General features: G+C 59.2%; 20 protein-coding genes. 10 read left to right on the top strand and 10 right to left on the bottom strand.

The annotated features are described in order from the left end of the window. Nucleotides 1-15: 15 nt before the first annotated feature. Both ACZRKZ_RS18545 and ACZRKZ_RS18540 read right to left on the bottom strand, forming a co-directional pair. Nucleotides 16-204, bottom strand: a complete 189-nt coding sequence (locus ACZRKZ_RS18545; RefSeq protein WP_133101442.1) for a hypothetical protein — start codon at nt 202-204, stop codon at nt 16-18. A gap of 68 nt (nt 205-272) precedes the next feature. Then, nucleotides 273-860: an LOG family protein gene (locus ACZRKZ_RS18540; protein WP_463982381.1), complete on the bottom strand. Its 588-nt coding sequence runs from the start codon at nt 858-860 to the stop codon at nt 273-275. 339 nt (nt 861-1199) lie between these two features. On the opposite strand from ACZRKZ_RS18540, the gene azu reads away from it, so the two are divergent. After that, nucleotides 1200-1646 (top strand): azurin, encoded by a 447-nt coding sequence (gene azu, locus ACZRKZ_RS18535; protein ID WP_463969123.1) that lies wholly within the window; start codon nt 1200-1202, stop codon nt 1644-1646. 95 nt (nt 1647-1741) lie between these two features. Here azu and nadE read toward each other — a convergent pair whose 3' ends face one another. The 3 genes from nadE to ACZRKZ_RS18520 all read right to left on the bottom strand — a co-directional run bounded on the left by nadE (nt 1742) and on the right by ACZRKZ_RS18520 (nt 4787). Beyond that, nucleotides 1742-2569 carry an ammonia-dependent NAD(+) synthetase gene (gene nadE / locus ACZRKZ_RS18530; protein ID WP_463969124.1) on the bottom strand — a complete coding sequence of 276 codons (828 nt, stop codon included), beginning with the start codon at nt 2567-2569 and terminating at the stop codon, nt 1742-1744. Between the two features lie 3 nt (nt 2570-2572). Continuing rightward, the gene (gene pncB / locus ACZRKZ_RS18525; RefSeq protein WP_463982380.1) at nt 2573-3787 is read right to left on the bottom strand and encodes a nicotinate phosphoribosyltransferase; all 1215 of its coding nucleotides are present in this window, start codon (nt 3785-3787) and stop codon (nt 2573-2575) included. 103 nt (nt 3788-3890) lie between these two features. Further along, nucleotides 3891-4787 (bottom strand): LysR family transcriptional regulator, encoded by an 897-nt coding sequence (locus ACZRKZ_RS18520; RefSeq protein WP_149411139.1) that lies wholly within the window; start codon nt 4785-4787, stop codon nt 3891-3893. A 166-nt stretch (nt 4788-4953) separates the two neighbouring features. Between ACZRKZ_RS18520 and amaB the strand changes: the two genes are divergently transcribed. The 9 genes from amaB (at nt 4954) to ACZRKZ_RS18475 (ending at nt 15900) form a co-directional block, all read left to right on the top strand. Beyond that, nucleotides 4954-6444 carry an L-piperidine-6-carboxylate dehydrogenase gene (gene amaB, locus ACZRKZ_RS18515; protein ID WP_463969125.1) on the top strand — a complete coding sequence of 497 codons (1491 nt, stop codon included), beginning with the start codon at nt 4954-4956 and terminating at the stop codon, nt 6442-6444. A gap of 74 nt (nt 6445-6518) precedes the next feature. Next, the gene (gene amaA, locus ACZRKZ_RS18510) at nt 6519-7802 is read left to right on the top strand and encodes an L-pipecolate oxidase (RefSeq protein ID WP_463982379.1); all 1284 of its coding nucleotides are present in this window, start codon (nt 6519-6521) and stop codon (nt 7800-7802) included. A 376-nt stretch (nt 7803-8178) separates the two neighbouring features. After that, nucleotides 8179-9315: a branched-chain amino acid ABC transporter substrate-binding protein gene (locus tag ACZRKZ_RS18505; RefSeq protein WP_463969127.1), complete on the top strand. Its 1137-nt coding sequence runs from the start codon at nt 8179-8181 to the stop codon at nt 9313-9315. A 209-nt stretch (nt 9316-9524) separates the two neighbouring features. Continuing rightward, on the top strand, nt 9525-10439 hold the full coding sequence (locus ACZRKZ_RS18500; RefSeq protein ID WP_133101451.1) for an ABC transporter permease subunit: 915 nt from the start codon (nt 9525-9527) through the stop codon (nt 10437-10439). Nucleotides 10440-10441: 2 nt separating this feature from the next. Continuing rightward, nucleotides 10442-11719: a high-affinity branched-chain amino acid ABC transporter permease LivM gene (livM, locus tag ACZRKZ_RS18495; RefSeq protein ID WP_463969128.1), complete on the top strand. Its 1278-nt coding sequence runs from the start codon at nt 10442-10444 to the stop codon at nt 11717-11719. Beyond that, nucleotides 11716-12591 carry an ABC transporter ATP-binding protein gene (locus ACZRKZ_RS18490; RefSeq protein ID WP_463969129.1) on the top strand — a complete coding sequence of 292 codons (876 nt, stop codon included), beginning with the start codon at nt 11716-11718 and terminating at the stop codon, nt 12589-12591. The genes livM and ACZRKZ_RS18490 overlap by 4 nt, the downstream gene beginning before the upstream one ends. Nucleotides 12592-12602: 11 nt before the next feature. Next, nucleotides 12603-13319 (top strand): ABC transporter ATP-binding protein, encoded by a 717-nt coding sequence (locus ACZRKZ_RS18485; protein ID WP_149411365.1) that lies wholly within the window; start codon nt 12603-12605, stop codon nt 13317-13319. Between the two features lie 740 nt (nt 13320-14059). Then, nucleotides 14060-14827, top strand: a complete 768-nt coding sequence (locus ACZRKZ_RS18480; RefSeq protein WP_463969130.1) for an SDR family oxidoreductase — start codon at nt 14060-14062, stop codon at nt 14825-14827. A 167-nt stretch (nt 14828-14994) separates the two neighbouring features. Then, a complete protein-coding gene (locus ACZRKZ_RS18475) occupies nt 14995-15900 on the top strand; it encodes a cation diffusion facilitator family transporter (RefSeq protein WP_350615878.1) in 906 nt (301 codons plus the stop codon). Between the two features lie 28 nt (nt 15901-15928). Here ACZRKZ_RS18475 and ACZRKZ_RS18470 read toward each other — a convergent pair whose 3' ends face one another. The 5 genes from ACZRKZ_RS18470 to ureE all read right to left on the bottom strand — a co-directional run bounded on the left by ACZRKZ_RS18470 (nt 15929) and on the right by ureE (nt 19568). Further along, on the bottom strand, nt 15929-17050 hold the full coding sequence (locus ACZRKZ_RS18470) for an AGE family epimerase/isomerase (protein WP_463969132.1): 1122 nt from the start codon (nt 17048-17050) through the stop codon (nt 15929-15931). A gap of 126 nt (nt 17051-17176) precedes the next feature. Then, the gene (locus tag ACZRKZ_RS18465; protein ID WP_463982378.1) at nt 17177-17749 is read right to left on the bottom strand and encodes a HupE/UreJ family protein; all 573 of its coding nucleotides are present in this window, start codon (nt 17747-17749) and stop codon (nt 17177-17179) included. Between the two features lie 23 nt (nt 17750-17772). Beyond that, the gene (gene ureG, locus ACZRKZ_RS18460) at nt 17773-18387 is read right to left on the bottom strand and encodes an urease accessory protein UreG (protein ID WP_149411129.1); all 615 of its coding nucleotides are present in this window, start codon (nt 18385-18387) and stop codon (nt 17773-17775) included. Between the two features lie 9 nt (nt 18388-18396). Continuing rightward, a complete protein-coding gene (locus ACZRKZ_RS18455) occupies nt 18397-19071 on the bottom strand; it encodes an urease accessory protein UreF (RefSeq protein ID WP_463982377.1) in 675 nt (224 codons plus the stop codon). After that, nucleotides 19068-19568, bottom strand: coding sequence for an urease accessory protein UreE (gene ureE, locus ACZRKZ_RS18450; protein ID WP_463982376.1), 501 nt, complete (start codon nt 19566-19568; stop codon nt 19068-19070). Before ureE ends, ACZRKZ_RS18455 begins: the two co-directional genes overlap by 4 nt. Nucleotides 19569-19874: the final 306 nt, after the last annotated feature.

The following is a 19874-nucleotide window of genomic DNA, read 5'->3' as shown; positions in this document are numbered from 1 at the left end:
CCACAGTGAGAGGCCTTAGGCGTCAGGCGCCTGATCTTTCGGTGTTTCGGTCTCGTCAGTGGCCACTTCACCTTCTGCATCCGGGTTCAGTACGCCAGCTTCTTCGTCGGCTGCAACTTTCTTGCGTTGCAGCTTTTCCTCTTTCTTCTGCTCTTTGGCCAAGTCTCTCTGACGTTTGGCGAAGGAGTAATTAGGTTTTGCCATGGGCGATCCTCTGGGGTCGAAGGTGAGGTTGAGCGGCGCGTATTCTGCCTTTAATCGCGTCCCAAGGGTTAGTCGGGTTTTTGGTCCACCCATTTGGGCAGGACCAGCGGTTGCCAGGCATCCAGTACGTCAAGCAGCTCAGCCGGCGATTCGCTGGTTTGCAGCATGGCACGATGGGGCGCGCGGACGAAGCCTTCGCCGACGATATGATCGAGAAAACTAGTCAACTTGCTGTAGAAACCGTTCACTTCCAGTAAACCCAGCGGCTTACCGTGGTAACCGAGCTGGCCCCAGGTCCAGACTTCGAACAGCTCTTCCAGGGTGCCGAGGCCGCCGGGCAGGGCGATAAAGGCATCGCTCAGCTCGGCCATGCGCGCCTTGCGAGCGTGCATGCCGTTGACTACTTCCAGGCGAGTCAGGCCCTTGTGGCCGATTTCCAGGACTTGCAGGCTTTCGGGAATGATTCCGACCACGTCGCCACCGGCTTGCAGGGCCGCATCGGCCACAATCCCCATCAGGCCGACAGCGCCGCCGCCGTATACCAGGGTCAGCTTTCGCCTGGCCAACTCGCGCCCGAGGGCAATGGCCGCTTCACGGTAGGCTGGGTTAGTACCGCTGCTGGCACCGCAAAATACACATACAGACTTCAAGGACATACCTGACTCCATGCTCAGTAATGGCTAAAGAGTAAAGGTTGGCCGGTGTGTCTTAAAGGATTAAACCTCGCGCTCGCTCTTTTCATAGGTGCCGCTGGCGCCACAGGCATAAGCGGCAAGCAGGCCGCGAAACAGGCTATTGAGGTGCATGGCTGGTACTCCAAAGGTGATGACGAACCGAGCATAGGCCGGTGCTAGCCCTTTGGCTGGTTGATTGTGTCGATCAGGCCAATAGCCTAAAGTTGTATACAATCTATTGATTCAGATCATAGGAACTTCTGCCTGTATCAGGCAATCTTGTCGCTATATGCATTTTTTAACCCTGCCTTGGAGATCCACATGTTTGCCAAACTCGTTGCTGTTTCCCTGCTGACGCTGGCTAGCGGCCAGTTGCTTGCTGCAGAGTGCAAGGTCACCGTTGACTCCACTGACCAGATGACCTTTAACACCAAGGCCATTGAAATCGACAAAAGCTGTAAGACGTTTACCGTTGAGCTGACTCACTCCGGTAGCTTGCCGAAGAACGTCATGGGCCATAACTGGGTGCTGACCACTGCGGCAGACATGCAGCCGGTGGCGACTGAAGGCATGGCCGCTGGCATCGGCAAGAACTACCTGAAAGAAGGCGACACCCGCATTATCGCCCACACCAAAATCATCGGTGCTGGCGAGAAAGATTCGGTGACTTTTGACGTGTCGAAGCTGGCTGCTGGCACCGACTACGCGTTCTTCTGCTCGTTCCCAGGCCACATCTCGATGATGAAAGGCACTGTTACCCTGAAGTAATCAGGACAGCAGGCATAAAAAAGCGCCCTATCAGGCGCTTTTTTTGTGGTTGGATACGTGTGACGAGCCGCTCGCCACACAATCGCGCTCAGCGCTTATGGCGCAAGCGGCATCACCCGCTTGTGTTCGGTCTTGCGATAGGTCTCGCAGATAATCCGGAACGCCTCTTCGCGCACCGGCTCACCGTGCAAAAACGCATCGATCTCGGCATAGGTCACGCCATGGGAAGCTTCGTCCGGCTTGCCGGGGGAAAGGTCTTCCAGGTCGGCGGTCGGGATTTTCTCCACCAGCGATTCCGGCGCATTGAAGTGCCGGGCAATTTCCCGTACCTGGTTCTTCACTAGCCCGCTCAACGGCGCCAAGTCGCAAGCGCCGTCACCGAACTTGGTGAAAAAGCCCATCACCGCTTCCGCCGCATGGTCGGTGCCGATCACCAGGCCACCGGCCGCGCCAGCGATGGTGTACTGCGCCACCATGCGCATGCGTGCCTTGGTGTTGCCCAGCACGAAATCCCGGGAGACCGCATGTTTGCCTTCGAAGGCTGCCACTTCATTGGCCAGGGATTTGACCGCTGGGCCGATGTTCACCGTGTGGCGCTCGTCCGGGGCAATAAAGTCCACCGAAGCCTGGGCGTCGTGTTCGTCGAATTGGGTTTCATAAGGCAGGCGCACGGCGATAAAACGATAGGCTTCATCGCCATTGCGTGCGCGCAATTCTTCCATCGCCCGTTGGGCTAGCAGGCCTGCGGTCAGGGAGTCGACGCCGCCGCTGATGCCCAGCACCAATGTCTTGAGCCCCGAGTTAAGCAGGCATTGCTGGATAAAGGTGATCCGTCGTGCGACCTCCGCCTCCAGGGCGGCCTGGTCTTTGAACGGCGCTTGGACCTTGAGCTGTTCAGCAATCTCGCGCTGTACGGCTTGCATGATTCACTCCTTGCTGGATAGGGCAGGTACTTTGAAAACGTGGCGCAAATAGGCGACGAAGTTCGGGTCGGTGCAATGGGTTTTGCCCGCTTCATCGGAGATCTTCGCCACGGGCTGGCCATTGCAGGCGGTCATTTTAAGCACGATGCTCATCGGGTCCACACCTGGTATGTCGCAGGTCAGGTTGGTGCCGATGCCGAAGCTGACATTGATACGCCCCCGCAACGCCCGAAAAATCTCCAGGGCCTTGGGCAGCGTGAGGCTGTCGGAGAACACCAGGGTCTTGCTCATCGGCTCGATGCCCAGCTTGTGGTAGTGGGCGATGGCTTTTTCCGCCCAGATTATCGGGTCGCCGGAGTCATGGCGCAAACCGTCGAACAGCTTGGCGAAATACAGATCGAAGTCGCCAAGGAAGGCATCGGTGGTGATGCAGTCGGTCAGGGCGATACCCAGCAGGCCACGGTACTCGCGCACCCAGCAATCGAGGGCGGCAATCTGGCTGTCGATCAGCCGTGGGCCCAGTTGTTGGTGCGCCATGATCCATTCATGGGCCATGGTGCCCAGGGGTTTCATGTCCAGCTCACGGGCCAGGTGTACGTTGCTGGTGCCGACAAAACGTCCGGGGAAGTCGTGCTTGAGCACGTTGAGCACTTCTTCCTGGACCCGGTAGGAAAAGCGCCGACGAGTGCCAAAATCGGCGACCTGCAACTCGGACAATTCGTCACTGCTGGCATTGGCGGTCAGCCAGTCGAACTTGCGGTACAACTGCTCGCGCGCTTGTTCGAGGATCACGGTCTGATAGCGATAGCGGTTACGCACCTCGCTGACGATGGCCAGCATCGGCACTTCAAACAGAATCACATGCAGCCACGGCCCGCGCAGGCGGATAAACAACTCGCCGTTTTCGATACCGGTCTGCACGTAGCGCAGGTTGAAGCGAAACAGGCCAAGGAAGCGCAGGAAATCCGGCTTCATAAAGCTGATGCGTTCCAGGAATCCCAGTTGATCGGGGCTCAGGCTCAGCTCGGCCAGACGCTCGATCTGATAACGAATCTCCGCCAGATACGGGCGCAGGTCTTCACTGTTGCGGCAGCGAAACTCCCATTCAACTTCCACGTTGGGGTAGTTGTGCAGCACCGCCTGCATCATGGTCAGCTTGTAGAAGTCGGTGTCGAGCAGGTTCTGCACGATGCGATCGGCAAATACACTCTCGCTCATAACGGGAATCTCCAGACGGGTCGGCGATGGGCGCCGACCGTTACGCACAATTAAGGAATGACGCTAGTGGCGCATAGACGCAGGTTGATTTGCTAGCGTTTTTTCAGGTTGCGTCAACCTGTTCCATCATCCACTTCACAAAATCGCGCACTTTGGGCACTTGCGCCGAATGCTCAGGGTAGGCCAGGTAATAAGCATCCTGGCTCGGCATCGCGTGTTGCCAGGGGATGATCAACTTGCCGTCGGCCAATTCCTCTTCCACCAGGAACCGTGGCAACAGTGCCACGCCACAGCCCACTTGTGCGGCGCGGATGCACATATAAAAGGTATCGAAACGCGGGCCGTGGTAGCTGTGTTCGGTCTGGTAGCCCTGGCTGGCGAACCAATCGTGCCAGCCCTGGGGACGCGAGGCGTTTTGTAGCAGGACCAGTTCGCTCAGTTGCGTGGGATCGGTAAACGGTTGAGCCGGCAGGCTGCCCGGTGCACACACCGGAACAAGCTCTTCGCTGAATAGCTTCAGGCTTTCGGTACCGGGCCGTGAACCCTGGCCGAAGTAAAAGGCGAGGTCGGCGCGGCCTTGTAGCAAGTCGTCGGGCTCCTGTTCGTTGCACAGGTCCAGGTGGATCTGCGGGTGACGCAAGCGCCAGCCCTTAAGCCTTGGCACCAGCCAGCGCGCGCCGAAGGTGTAGGGCGTAGACACCCGCAGTACTTCGGTCTCGCCGCCGTAGGAACGAAGGTAATGGGTCGACATCTCCACCTGGGTGAGGATTTTTCGTACTTCCACTAGGTACAGATCCCCCGCAGGGGTCATCTGCAAACGCCTGCGCACCCGGAGAAACAGCAGGTGCTGCAGCAGTTCTTCCAACTGTGCGACTTGCTTGCTGACGGCGCTTTGGGTCAGGTTCAGCTCTTCGGCGGCGCGGGTGAAGCTCAGGTGGCGGGTGACGGCCTCGAAGCACTGCAGGGCGGTGATCGAGGGCAAATGTCTTTTATTCAGCACGGTTGGCCTCTTTTTTCTTGTCGTGACACGTTCAGCATGAATAAACGGAATGATATCTCGCCTAATGGTCGTTTGTTGGCAAGTCTTGGGCCAGCTACAAATAAGGTCTGGATCGCCGTGTCAGTTGGCGGCGCATATTTTTGTTTGTGGATTGAAGGAGTGACCCATGGTTGCCGCATTGCTTGATCGTCTCGGGGTAAACCCGGCGCTGTACCAGTCGGGTAAACAACCCGTGCATTCGCCTATTGATGGCAGCCGAATTGCCAGTGTGCACTGGGAAGGCGCCGCCGAGGTGGAGCAGCAGGTCAGTCGCGCCGAGCATGCATTTGAAGCCTGGCGTAAGGTGCCGGCGCCGCGCCGTGGCGAGCTGGTGCGCCAGCTCGGCGAAGTGCTGCGCGAATATAAGGCTGACCTGGGCGAGTTGGTGTCCTGGGAAGCTGGCAAGATCACCCAGGAAGGCCTGGGTGAAGTGCAGGAAATGATCGACATCTGCGACTTCGCCGTCGGCCTATCCCGTCAGCTGTATGGTTTGACCATCGCCTCCGAGCGCCCAGGCCACCACATGCGTGAAACCTGGCACCCGCTGGGCGTGGTGGGGGTGATCAGTGCCTTCAACTTCCCGGTGGCAGTGTGGGCGTGGAATACCACGTTGGCGCTGGTGTGCGGCAATGCGGTGATCTGGAAACCTTCGGAAAAGACTCCGCTGACTGCACTGGCGTGCCAGGCGCTGTTCGAGCGTGTCCTGAAGAACTTCACTGACGCCCCGCAATACCTGAGCCAGGTGATCATCGGCGGTCGCGATGCCGGCGCCGCACTGGTGGACGACCCCCGTGTAGCCCTGATCAGCGCCACTGGCAGCACCCGCATGGGCCGCGAAGTGGCGCCGAAAGTCGCCGCACGTTTTGCCCGCAGCATCCTGGAGCTGGGCGGCAACAACGCGATGATCCTTGGCCCCAGCGCCGATCTGGACATGGCCGTGCGCGCCATTCTGTTCAGCGCCGTCGGCACCGCCGGCCAGCGCTGTACCAGCCTGCGCCGGTTGATTGCCCATGAATCGGTGAAAGAAGAGATCGTCACGCGCCTCAAGGCTGCCTATTCCAAGGTGCGCATCGGTCATCCGCTGGAAGGCAATCTCGTCGGCCCGCTGATCGACAAACACAGTTTTGAAAACATGCAGGACGCCCTGGAGCAGGCCTTGAGCGAAGGCGGCCGGGTGTTTGGCGGCAAGCGCCAACTGGAAGACAAATTCCCCAACGCTTACTACGTGTCGCCGGCGATTGTGGAAATGCCGGAGCAGAGCGATGTGGTCTGCACTGAAACCTTCGCGCCGATTCTGTATGTGGTCGGTTACACCGACTTTGCCGAAGCACTGCGCCTGAACAACGCCGTGCCTCAAGGCCTGTCCTCGTGCATCTTCACTACCGACGTGCGCGAAGCCGAGCAGTTCATGTCTGCGCTGGGCAGCGACTGTGGGATTGCCAACGTCAACATCGGCCCGAGCGGCGCGGAAATTGGCGGTGCGTTTGGCGGCGAGAAGGAAACCGGTGGTGGTCGTGAGTCGGGTTCCGATGCATGGCGTGGGTATATGCGTCGGCAGACCAATACCGTGAACTATTCGCTCGAGCTGCCGTTGGCCCAAGGCATCACTTTCGACTGATCGCGTACAGCTGTTGATCGTTCCCGCGCAGAGCGTGGGAACGAACGGTGGTGAAATCCTCCCGGAGTCTGGCAATGCCATTACGCGAAGCGTGTTTGTGGGAACAACTGACCCCTGGCCGGCCGGATCGCGCGGCGCTCAAGGGTGAAGTAAAGGTGGATGTCTGCGTGATCGGCGCCGGTATCACCGGTTTGTCGGCAGCCATTCATTTATTGGAACAAGGTAAAAGCGTCTGCGTGCTGGAAGCCCATCGCACCGGTCATGGTGGCTCTGGGCGCAACGTCGGGCTGGTCAACGCCGGGATGTGGATTCCCCCGGACGAGATCGAGGCCGGTTTTGGCGAGGCGGTGGGCAGTCAGCTCAACCGCATGCTCGGTGCGGCACCGTCCCTGGTGTTCAGCCTGATCGACAAATACAACATCGATTGTCAGTTACGCCGCGAGGGCACCTTGCACATGGCGCATAACGCCCGTGGCGAGGCGGATTTGCGCAGCCGTGAAGAGCAGTGGAAGCGTCGTGGCGCGCCAGTGGAACTGTTGACGGGTGCCGCGTGCGAGCAGGCCACCGGCACCAAAAAGATCGCTGCCGCCTTGCTGGATCGGCGGGCCGGGACCTTGAATCCGATGGCCTACACCAGTGGTTTGGCCCACGCCGCCGTCGGCCTCGGTGGCCAACTGTTTGACCATTCACCGGTCACCCAATTGGAGCGCCAGGGCCAGCGCTGGTCTGTACAAACTGCTCAGGGCGCGGTGCAGGCCGAGCAAGTGGTGATCGCCTCCAATGCCTACACCGAAGGCGAGTGGACCGAACTGCGGCGCAATTTCTTCCCCGGTTATTACTATCAGGTGGCGTCAGCACCGCTGACCGAGGACGCCGCACAGCAAATCCTGCCGGGTGGGCAGGGCTCCTGGGACACCCGCCAGGTACTCAGCAGCATCCGCCGCGACGCCGATGGCCGGTTGCTGCTGGGCAGCTTGGGCAATGGCAACCAGAAACCAGCCTGGTTCCTCAAGGCCTGGGCCGATCGGGTGCAGCAACATTATTTTCCCTACCTTAAATCGGTGGACTGGGAATGCACCTGGACCGGTTGCATCGCCTTTACCCCGGACCATCTGATGCGTCTTTTTGAACCAGCGCCCGGTTTAGTGGCAGTCACCGGCTACAACGGACGCGGCGTGACCACCGGTAGCGTGGTGGGCAAAGCCTTCGCCGACTACCTGTGTCACCGCAATCCCCAGGCCCTGCCGATTCCATTTGCTCCGATGCAGCCGCTGGCCGGGGTGGGCCTGCGCAGTTGCTTATACGAGGCCGGGTTCTCGCTGTATCACGCGGGGCAATGTCTGCGAATTGTCATCTGATCAGCGAAATACCAGTAAGAAGGCGGCATTTTCTTAGCAAGCTACTAATCTGTATTGGTGCGACGCGTAGCAGTGGCGCACTGTAAATGTGCAGTTCCGTTACGCACATTGTTACAGATGCTCGGACTGTCGCTTGATGGCAGCCTGATATCAAACCGTGGAGAGGGTTGTACTTTTTCGATGCGTTGGTTGCACCTCTGCAAGCTAAAGGGTTGCACGTTCAATCAAAAGGCGTCGAAACGCCTGTAATAACAATGACACCGTGTCTTTTTGAATAATAAAAACGCAATGGCACGCGCCTTGCTCTGGGCTTTCAAGTGAAAGTTTGAAGTGACGTTGCAGTGCCAATTCAACAAAAACCTCGGAGCACCACCTCATGTCCCAGACGTTTTACAAGAAAGGCTTTCTGGCCCTCGCAGTGGCAACTGCGTTGGGTGTTTCTGCGTTTGCTCAAGCTGATGTGAAGATTGGCGTAGCAGGGCCGATGACCGGTGCCAACGCGGCATTCGGTGAGCAGTACATGAAAGGTGCCCAAGCGGCGGCGGATGCGGTCAACAAGGCCGGCGGTATCAATGGCGAGAAAATCGTACTGGTCGCCGGTGACGATGCCTGCGAACCCAAGCAGGCTGTTGCCGTGGCCAACCGTCTGGCTGATCAGGAAAAAGTGATTGGTGTGGTCGGGCACTTCTGTTCGTCGTCCACCATCCCGGCCTCCGAGGTTTATGACGAAGCGGGGATTATTGCGATCACTCCAGGCTCCACCAACCCTCAAGTGACCGAACGAGGCCTTTCCGCCATGTTCCGGATGTGCGGGCGTGACGACCAGCAAGGCATCGTGGCAGGCGATTACATCGTCGATGTGCTCAAGGGCAAGAAGGTCGTCGTTCTGCACGACAAGGACACCTACGGGCAGGGCCTGGCTGATGCTACCAAGGCACAGCTGACCAAACGCGGCGTGACCCCGGTCCTGTATGAAGGCCTGACTCGTGGCGAGAAAGACTTCAGCGCCGTTGTGACCAAAATCCGCGCCGCTGGCGCTGACGTCGTTTACTTCGGTGGCTTGCACCCGGAAGCCGGACCACTGGTTCGTCAACTGCGTGAGGCCGGGCTCAAAGATGTCAAATTCATGTCCGATGATGGCGTAGTGACCGATGAACTGGTGACCACTGCTGGTGGCGCGCAATACGTCGACGGCGTCTACATGACCTTCGGCGCCGACCCGCGCCTGCTGCCAGACAGCAAGGTGGTGGTGGATGAGTTCCGCAAGGCCGGCACCGAGCCTGAGGGCTACACCTTGTACGCCTATGCCTCGATCCAGACCCTGGCTGCCGGCTTCAACGGTGCCAAGTCCAACAAGGGCGAAGATGCGGCCAAGTGGCTGAAGGCAAACCCTGTGAAGACCGTGATGGGCGAGAAGGCTTGGGACGCCAAGGGTGACTTGAAAGTCTCCGACTACGTGGTTTACCAGTGGGACAAGGATGGCAAGTATCACCAACTGGAAAAGCAGAAGTAATCCGAACCGACTGCATGATCTCTCTGTAGGCGCGAGCTTGCTCGCGAAGAACGTTAACGATGACGCGGGCATCCTGGATGCACGCGGCGCTCTCGGGTTTTTCGCGAGCAAACTCGCCCCTACAGGGGGTTAGTGCCGAGCCTCTGTTTTCCTCCTAGAAGAGCCGCACACCCACAGGTGTGCAGGTTCTCACTGCGTGAGATTGCGTTATGGATGGTATTTTCCTGCAGCAACTGGTCAATGGCCTGACCCTCGGGTCGGTCTATGGCCTGATCGCCATCGGCTACACAATGGTCTATGGCATCATTGGCATGATCAACTTCGCCCACGGCGAGGTTTATATGATTTCCGCTTACCTCGCGGCGATCAGTCTGGCTCTGCTGGCCTACTTCGGTATCGAATCCTTTCCGCTGCTCATTCTCGGCACCCTGGTGTTCACCGTCGTCGTCACCGGCGTCTACGGTTGGGTCATCGAGCGTGTCGCCTACAAACCGCTGCGTAACTCCACCCGACTGGCTCCGCTGATCAGCGCCATCGGTATTTCACTGATCCTGCAAAACTATGCGCAGATCGCCCAGGGCGCCAAGCAACAAGGCATTCCCACCCTGTTGGCCGGAGCCTGGAGAGTCGACATCGGCACCGGGTTCGTCCAGCTGACTTACACCAAAATCTTCATTCTGGTGGCGGCATTCGCTGGGATGGCCTTGCTGACTTACATCATCAAGTACACCAAGCTCGGTCGCATGTGCCGCGCTACCCAGCAAGACCGCAAGATGGCTTCGATCCTCGGCATCAACACTGACCGGGTGATCTCTTACGTATTCGTCATTGGTGCAGCCATGGCGGCACTGGCCGGCGTGCTGATCACCCTGAACTACGGCACGTTCGACTTCTATGCCGGCTTTATCATCGGCATCAAGGCATTTACCGCAGCGGTACTCGGCGGCATCGGTTCCCTGCCTGGGGCCATGCTCGGCGGGATCATCCTCGGCATCTCCGAGTCGCTGTTCGCAGGGTTGATCAACTCTGACTACAAAGACGTGTTCAGTTTCTCGCTGTTGGTGGTGATTCTGATTTTCCGTCCTCAGGGCCTGCTCGGTCGCCCTCTCGTGGCGAAGGTATAAACATGTCTGCTGCCAAATCTATCGATATCAAGAAAAGTGTGGTCGATGCGGTCCTCGCCGGGCTGATTTCGTTGATCGTGTTCGGTCCGATCGTCGGCGTGGTGCTCGACGGCTACAGCTTTAACCTGCAACCGGCTCGCGTGGGCATTCTGGTGGCTATCGTGATGGCCGGGCGTTTTGCCATGAGCCTGTTCCTGCAAACCCCCAAGGGGTTACGGATTCTCCAGGGTTTTGAGAGCACCGGTTCCGGCGTGCATGTACAGGCGCCGGACTACAAGTCGCGGTTGCGCTGGATCATCCCGGCGCTGATCGTGATCGCCATCGTGTTCCCGTTCTTTGCCAACAAGTACTTGCTGACAGTGGTGATCCTCGGGCTGATCTACGTGCTGCTGGGCCTGGGCCTGAACATTGTGGTTGGCCTGGCCGGCTTGCTCGACCTGGGTTACGTGGCGTTCTACGCCATCGGTGCCTATGGCCTGGCTTTGGGCTATCAATACCTGGGCCTGGGCTTCTGGACGGTGCTGCCACTGGCGGCGATTGCGGCTGCGCTGGCCGGATGCTTACTCGGGTTCCCGGTGTTGCGAATGCACGGGGATTACCTGGCCATCGTGACGCTGGGCTTCGGTGAAATCATCCGTCTGGTGCTCAACAATTGGTTGTCGTTCACGGGTGGGCCGAACGGTATGCCAGTGCCATCGCCAACATTTTTCGGCCTGGAATTCGGGCGCAAGGCCAAGGACGGAGGGGTGCCGTTCCATGAGTTTTTCGGCCTGGACTACAACCCCAACGTTAAATTTCTGTTTATCTACATCGTGCTGTTCATCGTGGTGTTGCTGGTGCTGTACATCAAGCACCGCCTGACCCGCATGCCGGTGGGCCGCGCCTGGGAAGCCTTGCGCGAAGATGAAATCGCTTGCCGCTCCATGGGCCTGAACCACGTACTGGTGAAACTCTCGGCGTTCACCATTGGTGCCTCGACAGCTGGTTTGGCCGGGGTGTTTTTCGCCAGCTATCAAGGCTTCGTCAATCCGTCGTCGTTTACCTTCTTCGAGTCGGCGTTGATCCTTGCCATCGTGGTGTTGGGCGGCATGGGGTCGACGGTCGGCGTAGTGATCGCCGCCTTCGTGCTGACGGTGGCGCCGGAACTGCTGCGCAGCTTCTCCGAATACCGCGTGCTGCTGTTCGGCGTGCTGATGGTGGTGATGATGATCTGGCGCCCGCGCGGGCTGATCAGGATCAGCCGTACTGGTGTGACGCCACGCAAGGGGGTAGCGCCATGAGTAAGGAAGTCGTCCTCTGCGTGGAAAATCTGATGATGCACTTCGGTGGCATCAAGGCCTTGAGCGACGTGAGCCTCAAGGTCAAGCGCAACTCGATCTTCGCCCTGATCGGCCCCAACGGTGCCGGCAAGACCACGGTGTTCAACTGCCTGACCGGTTTCTACAAGGCCACCGGGGGCAAGATCGAACTCAATGTGCGGGGCAAGCAGACCAATGTCATCCAGTTGCTCGGTGAGTCGTTCAAACCCACCGACTTTGTCTCGCTCAAGAGCTTTGCCAGCCGGGTGTTCTACAAGATGTTCGGCGGTACTCACCTGGTGAACCGCGCGGGCCTGGCTCGCACCTTCCAGAACATTCGCCTGTTCAAGGAAATGTCGGTGCTGGAAAACCTGCTGGTGGCCCAGCACATGTGGGTCAACCGCAACATGTTGGCGGGCATCCTCAATACCAAGGGTTATCAGAAGGCTGAAAGTGACGCCCTGGACCACGCCTTTTACTGGCTGGAAGTGGTGGACCTGGTGGACTGCGCCAACCGTCTGGCTGGTGAACTGTCCTACGGCCAGCAACGCCGCCTGGAAATCGCCCGTGCCATGTGCACCCGGCCACAGATTATCTGCCTCGATGAACCGGCCGCTGGTCTCAACCCCCAGGAAACCGAAGCGCTGAGCGCGATGATCCGGCTGCTGCGGGACGAGCATGACCTGACCGTCGTGCTGATCGAACACGACATGGGCATGGTGATGAGTATTTCCGACCACATTGTGGTGCTTGACCACGGCAACGTGATCGCCGAAGGCGGCCCTGAGGCGATTCGCAACGATCCGAAAGTGATCGCCGCCTACCTGGGTGCTGATGAAGAGGAAGTGGTATGAGCGAGGCTGCTATGAGTGGAGCAATCCTCGAACTGAAGGACCTGGACGTGTTCTACGGGCCGATCCAGGCGCTGAAAAAGGTCTCGCTGCACATCAACGAAGGGGAAACCGTCAGCCTGATCGGCTCCAACGGCGCAGGCAAGTCCACGCTGCTGATGTCGATCTTCGGCCAGCCAAGGGCCGAGTCCGGGCAGATTCTCTATCGCGGCGTGGACATTACCCACAAGTCGACTCACTACATCGCGTCCAATGGCATCGCCCAGTCGCCGGAAGGGCGGCGGGTGTTCCCTGACATGACCGTCGAGGAAAACCTGCTGATGGGCACCATCCCCATTGGCGACAAGTTTGCCAGCGAGGATATGCAGCGCATGTTCGAGCTGTTTCCACGGCTCAAGGAGCGGCGCAATCAGCGGGCCATGACCATGTCCGGTGGCGAACAGCAAATGCTCGCCATCGCCCGTGCGCTGATGAGTCGGCCCAAGCTGTTGCTGCTGGATGAGCCGAGCCTGGGGTTGGCGCCGATTGTGGTGAAACAGATTTTCGCCACGTTGCGGGAGCTGGCGAGTACCGGTATGACCATCTTTCTGGTGGAGCAGAACGCCAACCATGCGTTGCGGCTGTCTGACCGGGCGTATGTGATGGTTAATGGCGAGATCCGCCTCAGCGGTACCGGCAAGGAGTTGCTGGTCAATGAGGAAGTGCGTAACGCCTATCTGGGCGGGCACTAACAGTAAGTCATACGCTAACCGTAGGAGCTAGGCGTCCCCCTCGCTCCTACAGTTTTTTGCGGCGTCCACAGGCTCTTCGCCAAATTGTGGAAAACAAATCTGAGCACCTCCCAAAGCGCGACATATTGCCGCCGCAAATCCCTGTTTTGTCACAGTTTTGACTTGTCCCCATTCGCTGTGGAACTGGCTGTGGGTAACGTGGGAGTAGCTGGCTGGAGGCCTTTGAATTCAAGGCTTACAGCGTCATGGTTGTTTTTTGATCAGGCGTTTTTTCGTGGCCTTCCACAGGTTTTGTCAACCTGTTCAAAGACACAGGTATATGACCAAAATATGTCGCTTCAGCCTGTGGATAAGTCTGTGACTAAACTCTGGAAAGACGTCTGTAGAGGCCGGAATGACTGGCCTGGAGCCATCGTCTCCATCCCTGCTTTTGCGACAGGGCTACATACGCCTCGGTCAAGGTCAAGCAAAAAACTTTTTGAATCCCTCTGAAAGCCTTGAATACAGCGGCTTGGCAGGTTTTGCACTTGCCCCCAAAGACTGTGGACGGGGCTGTGGATAACATGCGCGTATATGGCTGAGAGCCGTGGTTTATATGGCTTGAAGGGCGCTGGTTGAAAATTGACCAGTTGTGTGGCGCCTTGTCACCGTATTGGTTGCCGCCAGGGCGGTGTGCGGGCATTCTGCTTGCTGGTTTTTTTATCCCTCTGGCTGCTCAAAGCCCCCGCAAGGAGAACACCATGACCAATACGTTGTTTATTACCGGCGCAACTTCCGGTTTTGGTGAAGCCTGTGCCCGGCGTTTTGCCCAAGATGGCTGGAAGTTGGTGCTCACCGGTCGTCGCGAAGATCGCCTCAATGCCTTGTGCACCGAGCTTTCGCAACAGACTGAAGTCCATGGCCTGGTGGTGGACGTGCGTGACCGCAAGGGTATGGAAGAGGCGATTGCCAGCCTGCCGCCGTCCTTCAGCAAACTGCGCGGGTTGATCAACAATGCCGGCCTGGCCGTGGGCACGGACCCTGCGCCCAAGTGCAACCTGGACGATTGGGAGACCATGGTCGACACCAACGTCAAAGGCCTGCTGTACACCACCAACCTGTTGCTGCCGCGCCTCATCGCCCATGGCCGTGGCGCCGGGATCATCAACCTGGGCTCCATCGCTGGCAACTATCCGTATCCGGGCAGCCATGTGTATGGCGCGACCAAGGCCTTCGTCAAACAGTTCTCCCTGAACCTGCGCTGCGACCTGCAAGGCACCGGCGTGCGGGTGACCAACATCGAGCCGGGCCTGTGTGAAAGCGAGTTTTCCCTGGTGCGCTTTGCCGGTGACCAGGCGCGTTACGACGCCACCTACGCCGGCGCCGAGCCGATCCAGCCACAGGACATCGCCGACACGATCTTCTGGGTGCTCAACACGCCGGCACACGTCAACATCAACCGCCTGGAGCTGATGCCGGTGAGCCAGACCTGGGCCGGGTTTTCCATTGAGCGCGGGGCCAAGGGCTAAAACGGTAGCCGAGGTGGCGTTTGTGGCGAGGGGGCAAGCCCTCTCGCCACAGGGTATTCGCTAGCCTGAAAGGATGTGGCAAATCGGCCAAAACAGGACATAAGGTACACTCCCATCCTGGAAACCCCGCCGCGCTCTGCGGTTTTAAGGTTTTGACAGGAGGATATGTGAGTAACCGAGGTGAGCAGTCGCTGCTCAAACAATCGACTGTACTGATGTTCGCCGTGGCGATCGGCGGTATTGTCACGGGCGTTGTATCTGGCTCCCAATCCATTTTATTCGATGGCTTTTTCTCGCTGATCGCAACCTTCATCAAGGTGCTGATGCTGATCACTGCCAAGCTGATCGCCAAGAAAAGCAACGACCGCTTCCAGTTCGGCTACTGGCACCTGGAGCCCATGGTGCTGCTGATCGAGGGCAGTTTTCTGCTGTTGATCGCCATCTACGCGTTTCTTAACGGTGTGTTTGGCATTATCAATGGCGGGCGTGAGATTGAGTTGGGTCTGGTGATCATTTATGCGGCGGTGTTTACCGTCGTCGAGTTCACCTATTTCTTCTATGTGCGTTACCGCAACCGCACGCTCAAGTCGACGCTGATCCAGTTCGACAACATCAGTTGGCTGGTGGACGCTATGTTGTCTGTGGGCCTGCTGGTGAGCTTTCTTGCTGCGCTGCTGCTCAAGTCCCAGGGCTATGGCGAGTGGGCGGTGTATGTCGACCCGTTGATCCTCATCCTGCTCGCCCTGAGCATGCTGGCGCCGGCCTTCAAGATTCTGCGCCCGGCCTTGCGTGATGTGCTGGGGATTGTGCCGGATCAACTGGACGGCAAGGTGCGCCAGGTGATGGACGCGGCCAAGGAACGGCATGGTTTCGATGATTACGTGTCCTACGTGCAGAAACACGGTCGGGCGCGGTTTATCGAGATTCACGTGGTGTTGCCAGCGGATTACCCGGTGGCCAATGTCGCGACCCTTGATGGGCTGCGTGAAGAGATATCCACAGGGCTGGGCAAGGCTGATGCCGCGCGTTGGCTGACCATCAGCTTTACCGGGGACAGGAAGTGGGTAGCTTGATCGTTAGCCCGAGGTGAGGCCCGAAAGATCAGCCGAGATACTCGACCAACCCCCGATAACAAGTCGCTAAATGATAAGGCGTAGTCGACGGCATATCCCGTCGACTCACTTTACCCTTGGCGTCCAGGCACTCATTCCAGCCCTTCAAATGCAGGAACCGCTGCTGCAACGCCTGCAACTGGCGCAGCAATAACGCTTCACTGTCGGGCCGCAAGGTCAGCGCACGCAGGTATTCGGCCTGGGCCCAGATCCGTTGGGTGGCATCGCGAACCGTACCGTCCAGGGCCAACATGCCCGTCACCGCGCCGGTCGATTTATCCACACCCATTTGCTCGGCATAGGCAAACGCTCGGGTCAGTGACGTGTGCAACGGCGTTCCGCGCAGCAAGTCCGAAGATTCTAACAAGAAGAACCACTCGAACTGGTGCCCAGGCTCAAACCAGTTATCCACAGCGCCCAACGGTTTCTCCAGCATCACGCCATGCTGGCGGTCGATGAAGTGCTTTTGCATCGCCGTCGTCAGGGCCAGAAGGGCACTTTGCACGTGCGTATCTTCACGCACCGCAAGGGTGGCGAGGAAGCCTTCGGCCAAGTGCATCAGCGGGTTTTGCAGGGGGCCGGACTTGAGGGATGACCAGTCGCGCTCCAGTACCGCGTCATACAAGCCATCGCTCGTGGCGAATCGCTCGGCAACCACTTCCAGGGCGGCATTGAGCACCGACTCCACCAACGGCTCGCGAACCTTGGCCCAGTAATGGGCGCAGGCGAAGATGATGAAGGCGTGGGTGTAGAGGTCTTTGCGTTGATCCAGCGGCTTGCCATGGGCGTCGATGCTGTAGATCCAGCCACCGTGTTCGGCGTCGTGGAAGTGCCGCTGCAAGGAACGAAACAGCGCCGCCGCCCGCTCTTCGGCAAACGCCGCGTCGGGTTCGCCGATCAGGCTGGCAAACAGATACAGCTGCCGGGCGCAGGCCATGGCGCGGTAGCGTTGCGGGGGCAAGGGGCGATGGTCGGCGTCCAGGGCCTCAAAGGGCACAGCCAGGTCAGCATTCCAGCCAGGACCGAGCCAGAGCGGCACGATCAGGTCGTTGAAATGCGTGAACACGGCGTTTAATTGAGGCTTGAGGGCAGAGCTTGGAGCGTCGGGCATCGGCTGGCGTCGTCACGGCAGGGGCGGTTGCGCGCATGGTAGCAGAGAGGCAGCTGCAAGCTTCAAGCTTCAAGCTTCAAGAAAGCGTCAATCGGCTTTTAACTTGCAGCTTGAAGCTTGCGATTTTTAGCCAGCGAGTAGCCACACTCCGGTCGCCGCCGAAGCCGCCCCGGCAACCCGCACCAGTGGCGCCGCTGCTGTTGGCAGCAAACGTACCACGGCATAACCGGCCGCATGCAGCGCGGCCGTCGCAGCCACAAAGCCTGCGGCATACGCCCAAGGGCTGGACATGTCAGGTAGCTCCAGGCCATGCGCCACGCCATGGAACAGCGCAAACAGCGCCGTCGCCGCAACCGCTACCACCACCGGCGGGCGAATCGCCAGCGCAACGGCAAGACCCAGCGCCAGCACCGAAGCGGCAATCCCGTTTTCCAGGGCCGGTAACGCCAGGCCTTCAAAACCCAGCATCCCACCAATCAGCATGGTGCCTACAAAGGTGCACGGCAGTGCCCAGCGTGCGGCGCCTTTTTGTTGCGCAGCCCACAGGCCGACGGCAACCATCGCCAGCAGGTGGTCGATGCCGTCGAGGGGGTGGCTGATGCCAGCCACTAGGCCATTGTCGCCATGGCCCGGATGAGCAAAGGCCAGGGCCGGGGCAAGTAGCAGGGTGAGGGCGCCGAACAGTTTCTTGAGGCTCATGGACAGGTTCCTTGTTGGGATGGTCAGACTGCAGTCAGCAGGCCCTGGCGTTCGATGAAGGCGACGATTGCTTCCAGGCCAACGCCGGTTTTCTGGTTGCTGAAGACAAAGGGTTTTTCGCCGCGCATGCGTTTGGTATCGCTGTCCATCAGTTCCAATGAGGCGCCGACCAGGGGCGCCAGGTCGATCTTGTTGATCACCAGCAAATCGGATTTGCAGATCCCCGGGCCCCCCTTGCGCGGCAGCTTGTCGCCGGCCGACACATCGATCACGTAGATGGTCAGGTCCGACAGCTCGGGGCTGAAGGTGGCGGACAGGTTGTCGCCACCGGACTCCACCAGGATCAGGTCCAGGCCGGGAAAACGCCGGTTCAGTTGATCCACCGCTTCCAGGTTGATGGAGGCGTCTTCGCGAATTGCCGTGTGCGGGCAGCCGCCGGTTTCTACGCCGATGATTCGCTCGGGGGCCAAGGCTTGATTGCGCACCAGGAAGTCGGCGTCTTCGCGGGTATAGATATCGTTGGTGACCACCGCCAGGTTGTAGCGATCACGTAGCGCCAGGCACAGAGCCAGGGTCAGGGCGGTCTTGCCGGAGCCGACCGGGCCGCCGATACCGACACGCAGGGGTTGTGTGTTCATGTGTTTCTCCTAGGAACGAAACAGGCGGCTGTACTGGCGCTCATGGGCCATGCACGCCAGGGACAGGCCAAACGCGGCGCTGCCGTAATGGTGGGGGTCGATCTGGCTGGCGTGTTGCTGGGCTTGTTGCAGCAGCGGCAGCAGTTCGCTGGTCAGGCGCTGGGCGGCTTGTTGGCCCAGGGGCAAGGTTTTCATCAGCACGGCCAGTTGGTTTTCCAGCCAGCTCCATAGCCAGGCCGCGAGTGCGTCGTTCGGGTTGATGCCCCAGGCACGTGCGGCCAAGGCCCAACCCAGGGCCAGGTGCGGTTCGCCCAGTTGGCCGAGAAACTCGCGGGCCGCGTCATCCAGCTCCGGCAAGCCGTTAAGCAACTGTTGCAAGGAATAGCCCATCTGCCGGCTCTCCTGAAACAGCTCGCGGGTTTCGCGACTGGCGCGGTGTTCTTCACACAGTTGCAGCAGTCGCGGCCAGTCCTGCTCGGCGGCGGCTTGGCAATGGGCGAGCAGCAGCGGCGCTTCGAAGCGGGCGAGGTTGAGCAGCAATTGGTCGCTGATCCAGCGCCGGGCACTGGCAGGGTCGCACACGCGGGCTTGCTCCACGGCCATCTCCAGGCCCTGGGAATAGCTGTAGCCGCCAATCGGCAATTGCGGACTGGCCAGACGCAGCAGCGCCCAGGCTGGGTTCATGGGCGCACGCCGAACTGATGCAATTTGGGCGGATAGTTGAAGTCTTCGTCGCCGTGGCGCGAATGATGATGGCCGCCGCCATAGGCGCCGTGCTCGGGTTGAAACGGTGCATCGATGGTTTCAGTGGTGGCCCCTAACTGGTCGAGCATGGCCTTGAGCACGTAGTCATCGAGCAGGCGCAGCCAGCCGTCGCCCACTTGCAGGGCGACGTGGCGGTTACCCAGGTGGTAGGCAGCGCGCGTCAGTTCGAAGGCATTGCTGCAGGTGACATGCAGCAGTTGTTCAGGCCGCGCGCAGACACGTACGACACGTCCGTCTTCAGCCTGCAGGCATTCGCCATCGTGAAGGGGCGGCTGGCCGCGCTCCAGAAACAGGCCGACGTCTTCACCGTCGGCACTGAAACAGCGTAGGCGGCTTTTGCTGCGCGCCTCGAAATTCAGCAGCAGTTGGGCGGCCCAGAGGGTTTGGGGGGCGATTCGGCGGTGGATCACCAGCATCAGAAAGCTTCCAGCTATGAGCGATAAGCAAGCTAGAGCAAGGGGCTTGCCAATCACGCCAGGCATAGGAAAAGACTGTAGGTGCGCGAGTTGCGCTACTAAACGGGGCGTGACGCTATATGGAAGTGATTCATATTGGTGCGCTTCGGAAATTGTGGCACCTGAATCGAGCAGTTTCGGTGATTTTCCCCTGGAAAATATGTGAAACCACACATCAGTGTCTCGCCGTTTTCTATTTAGAGGTTTGTCCTCCGCGTATTGGGGGTTTGACTTTCCCCTCGTTACGCACGGTTTTACAGGGATGCC

This window comes from Pseudomonas sp. c313 (genome assembly GCF_055407145.1).
Note: the sequence above shows the minus strand (reverse complement) of the source record. Positions and strands in the feature narration are given on the sequence as shown.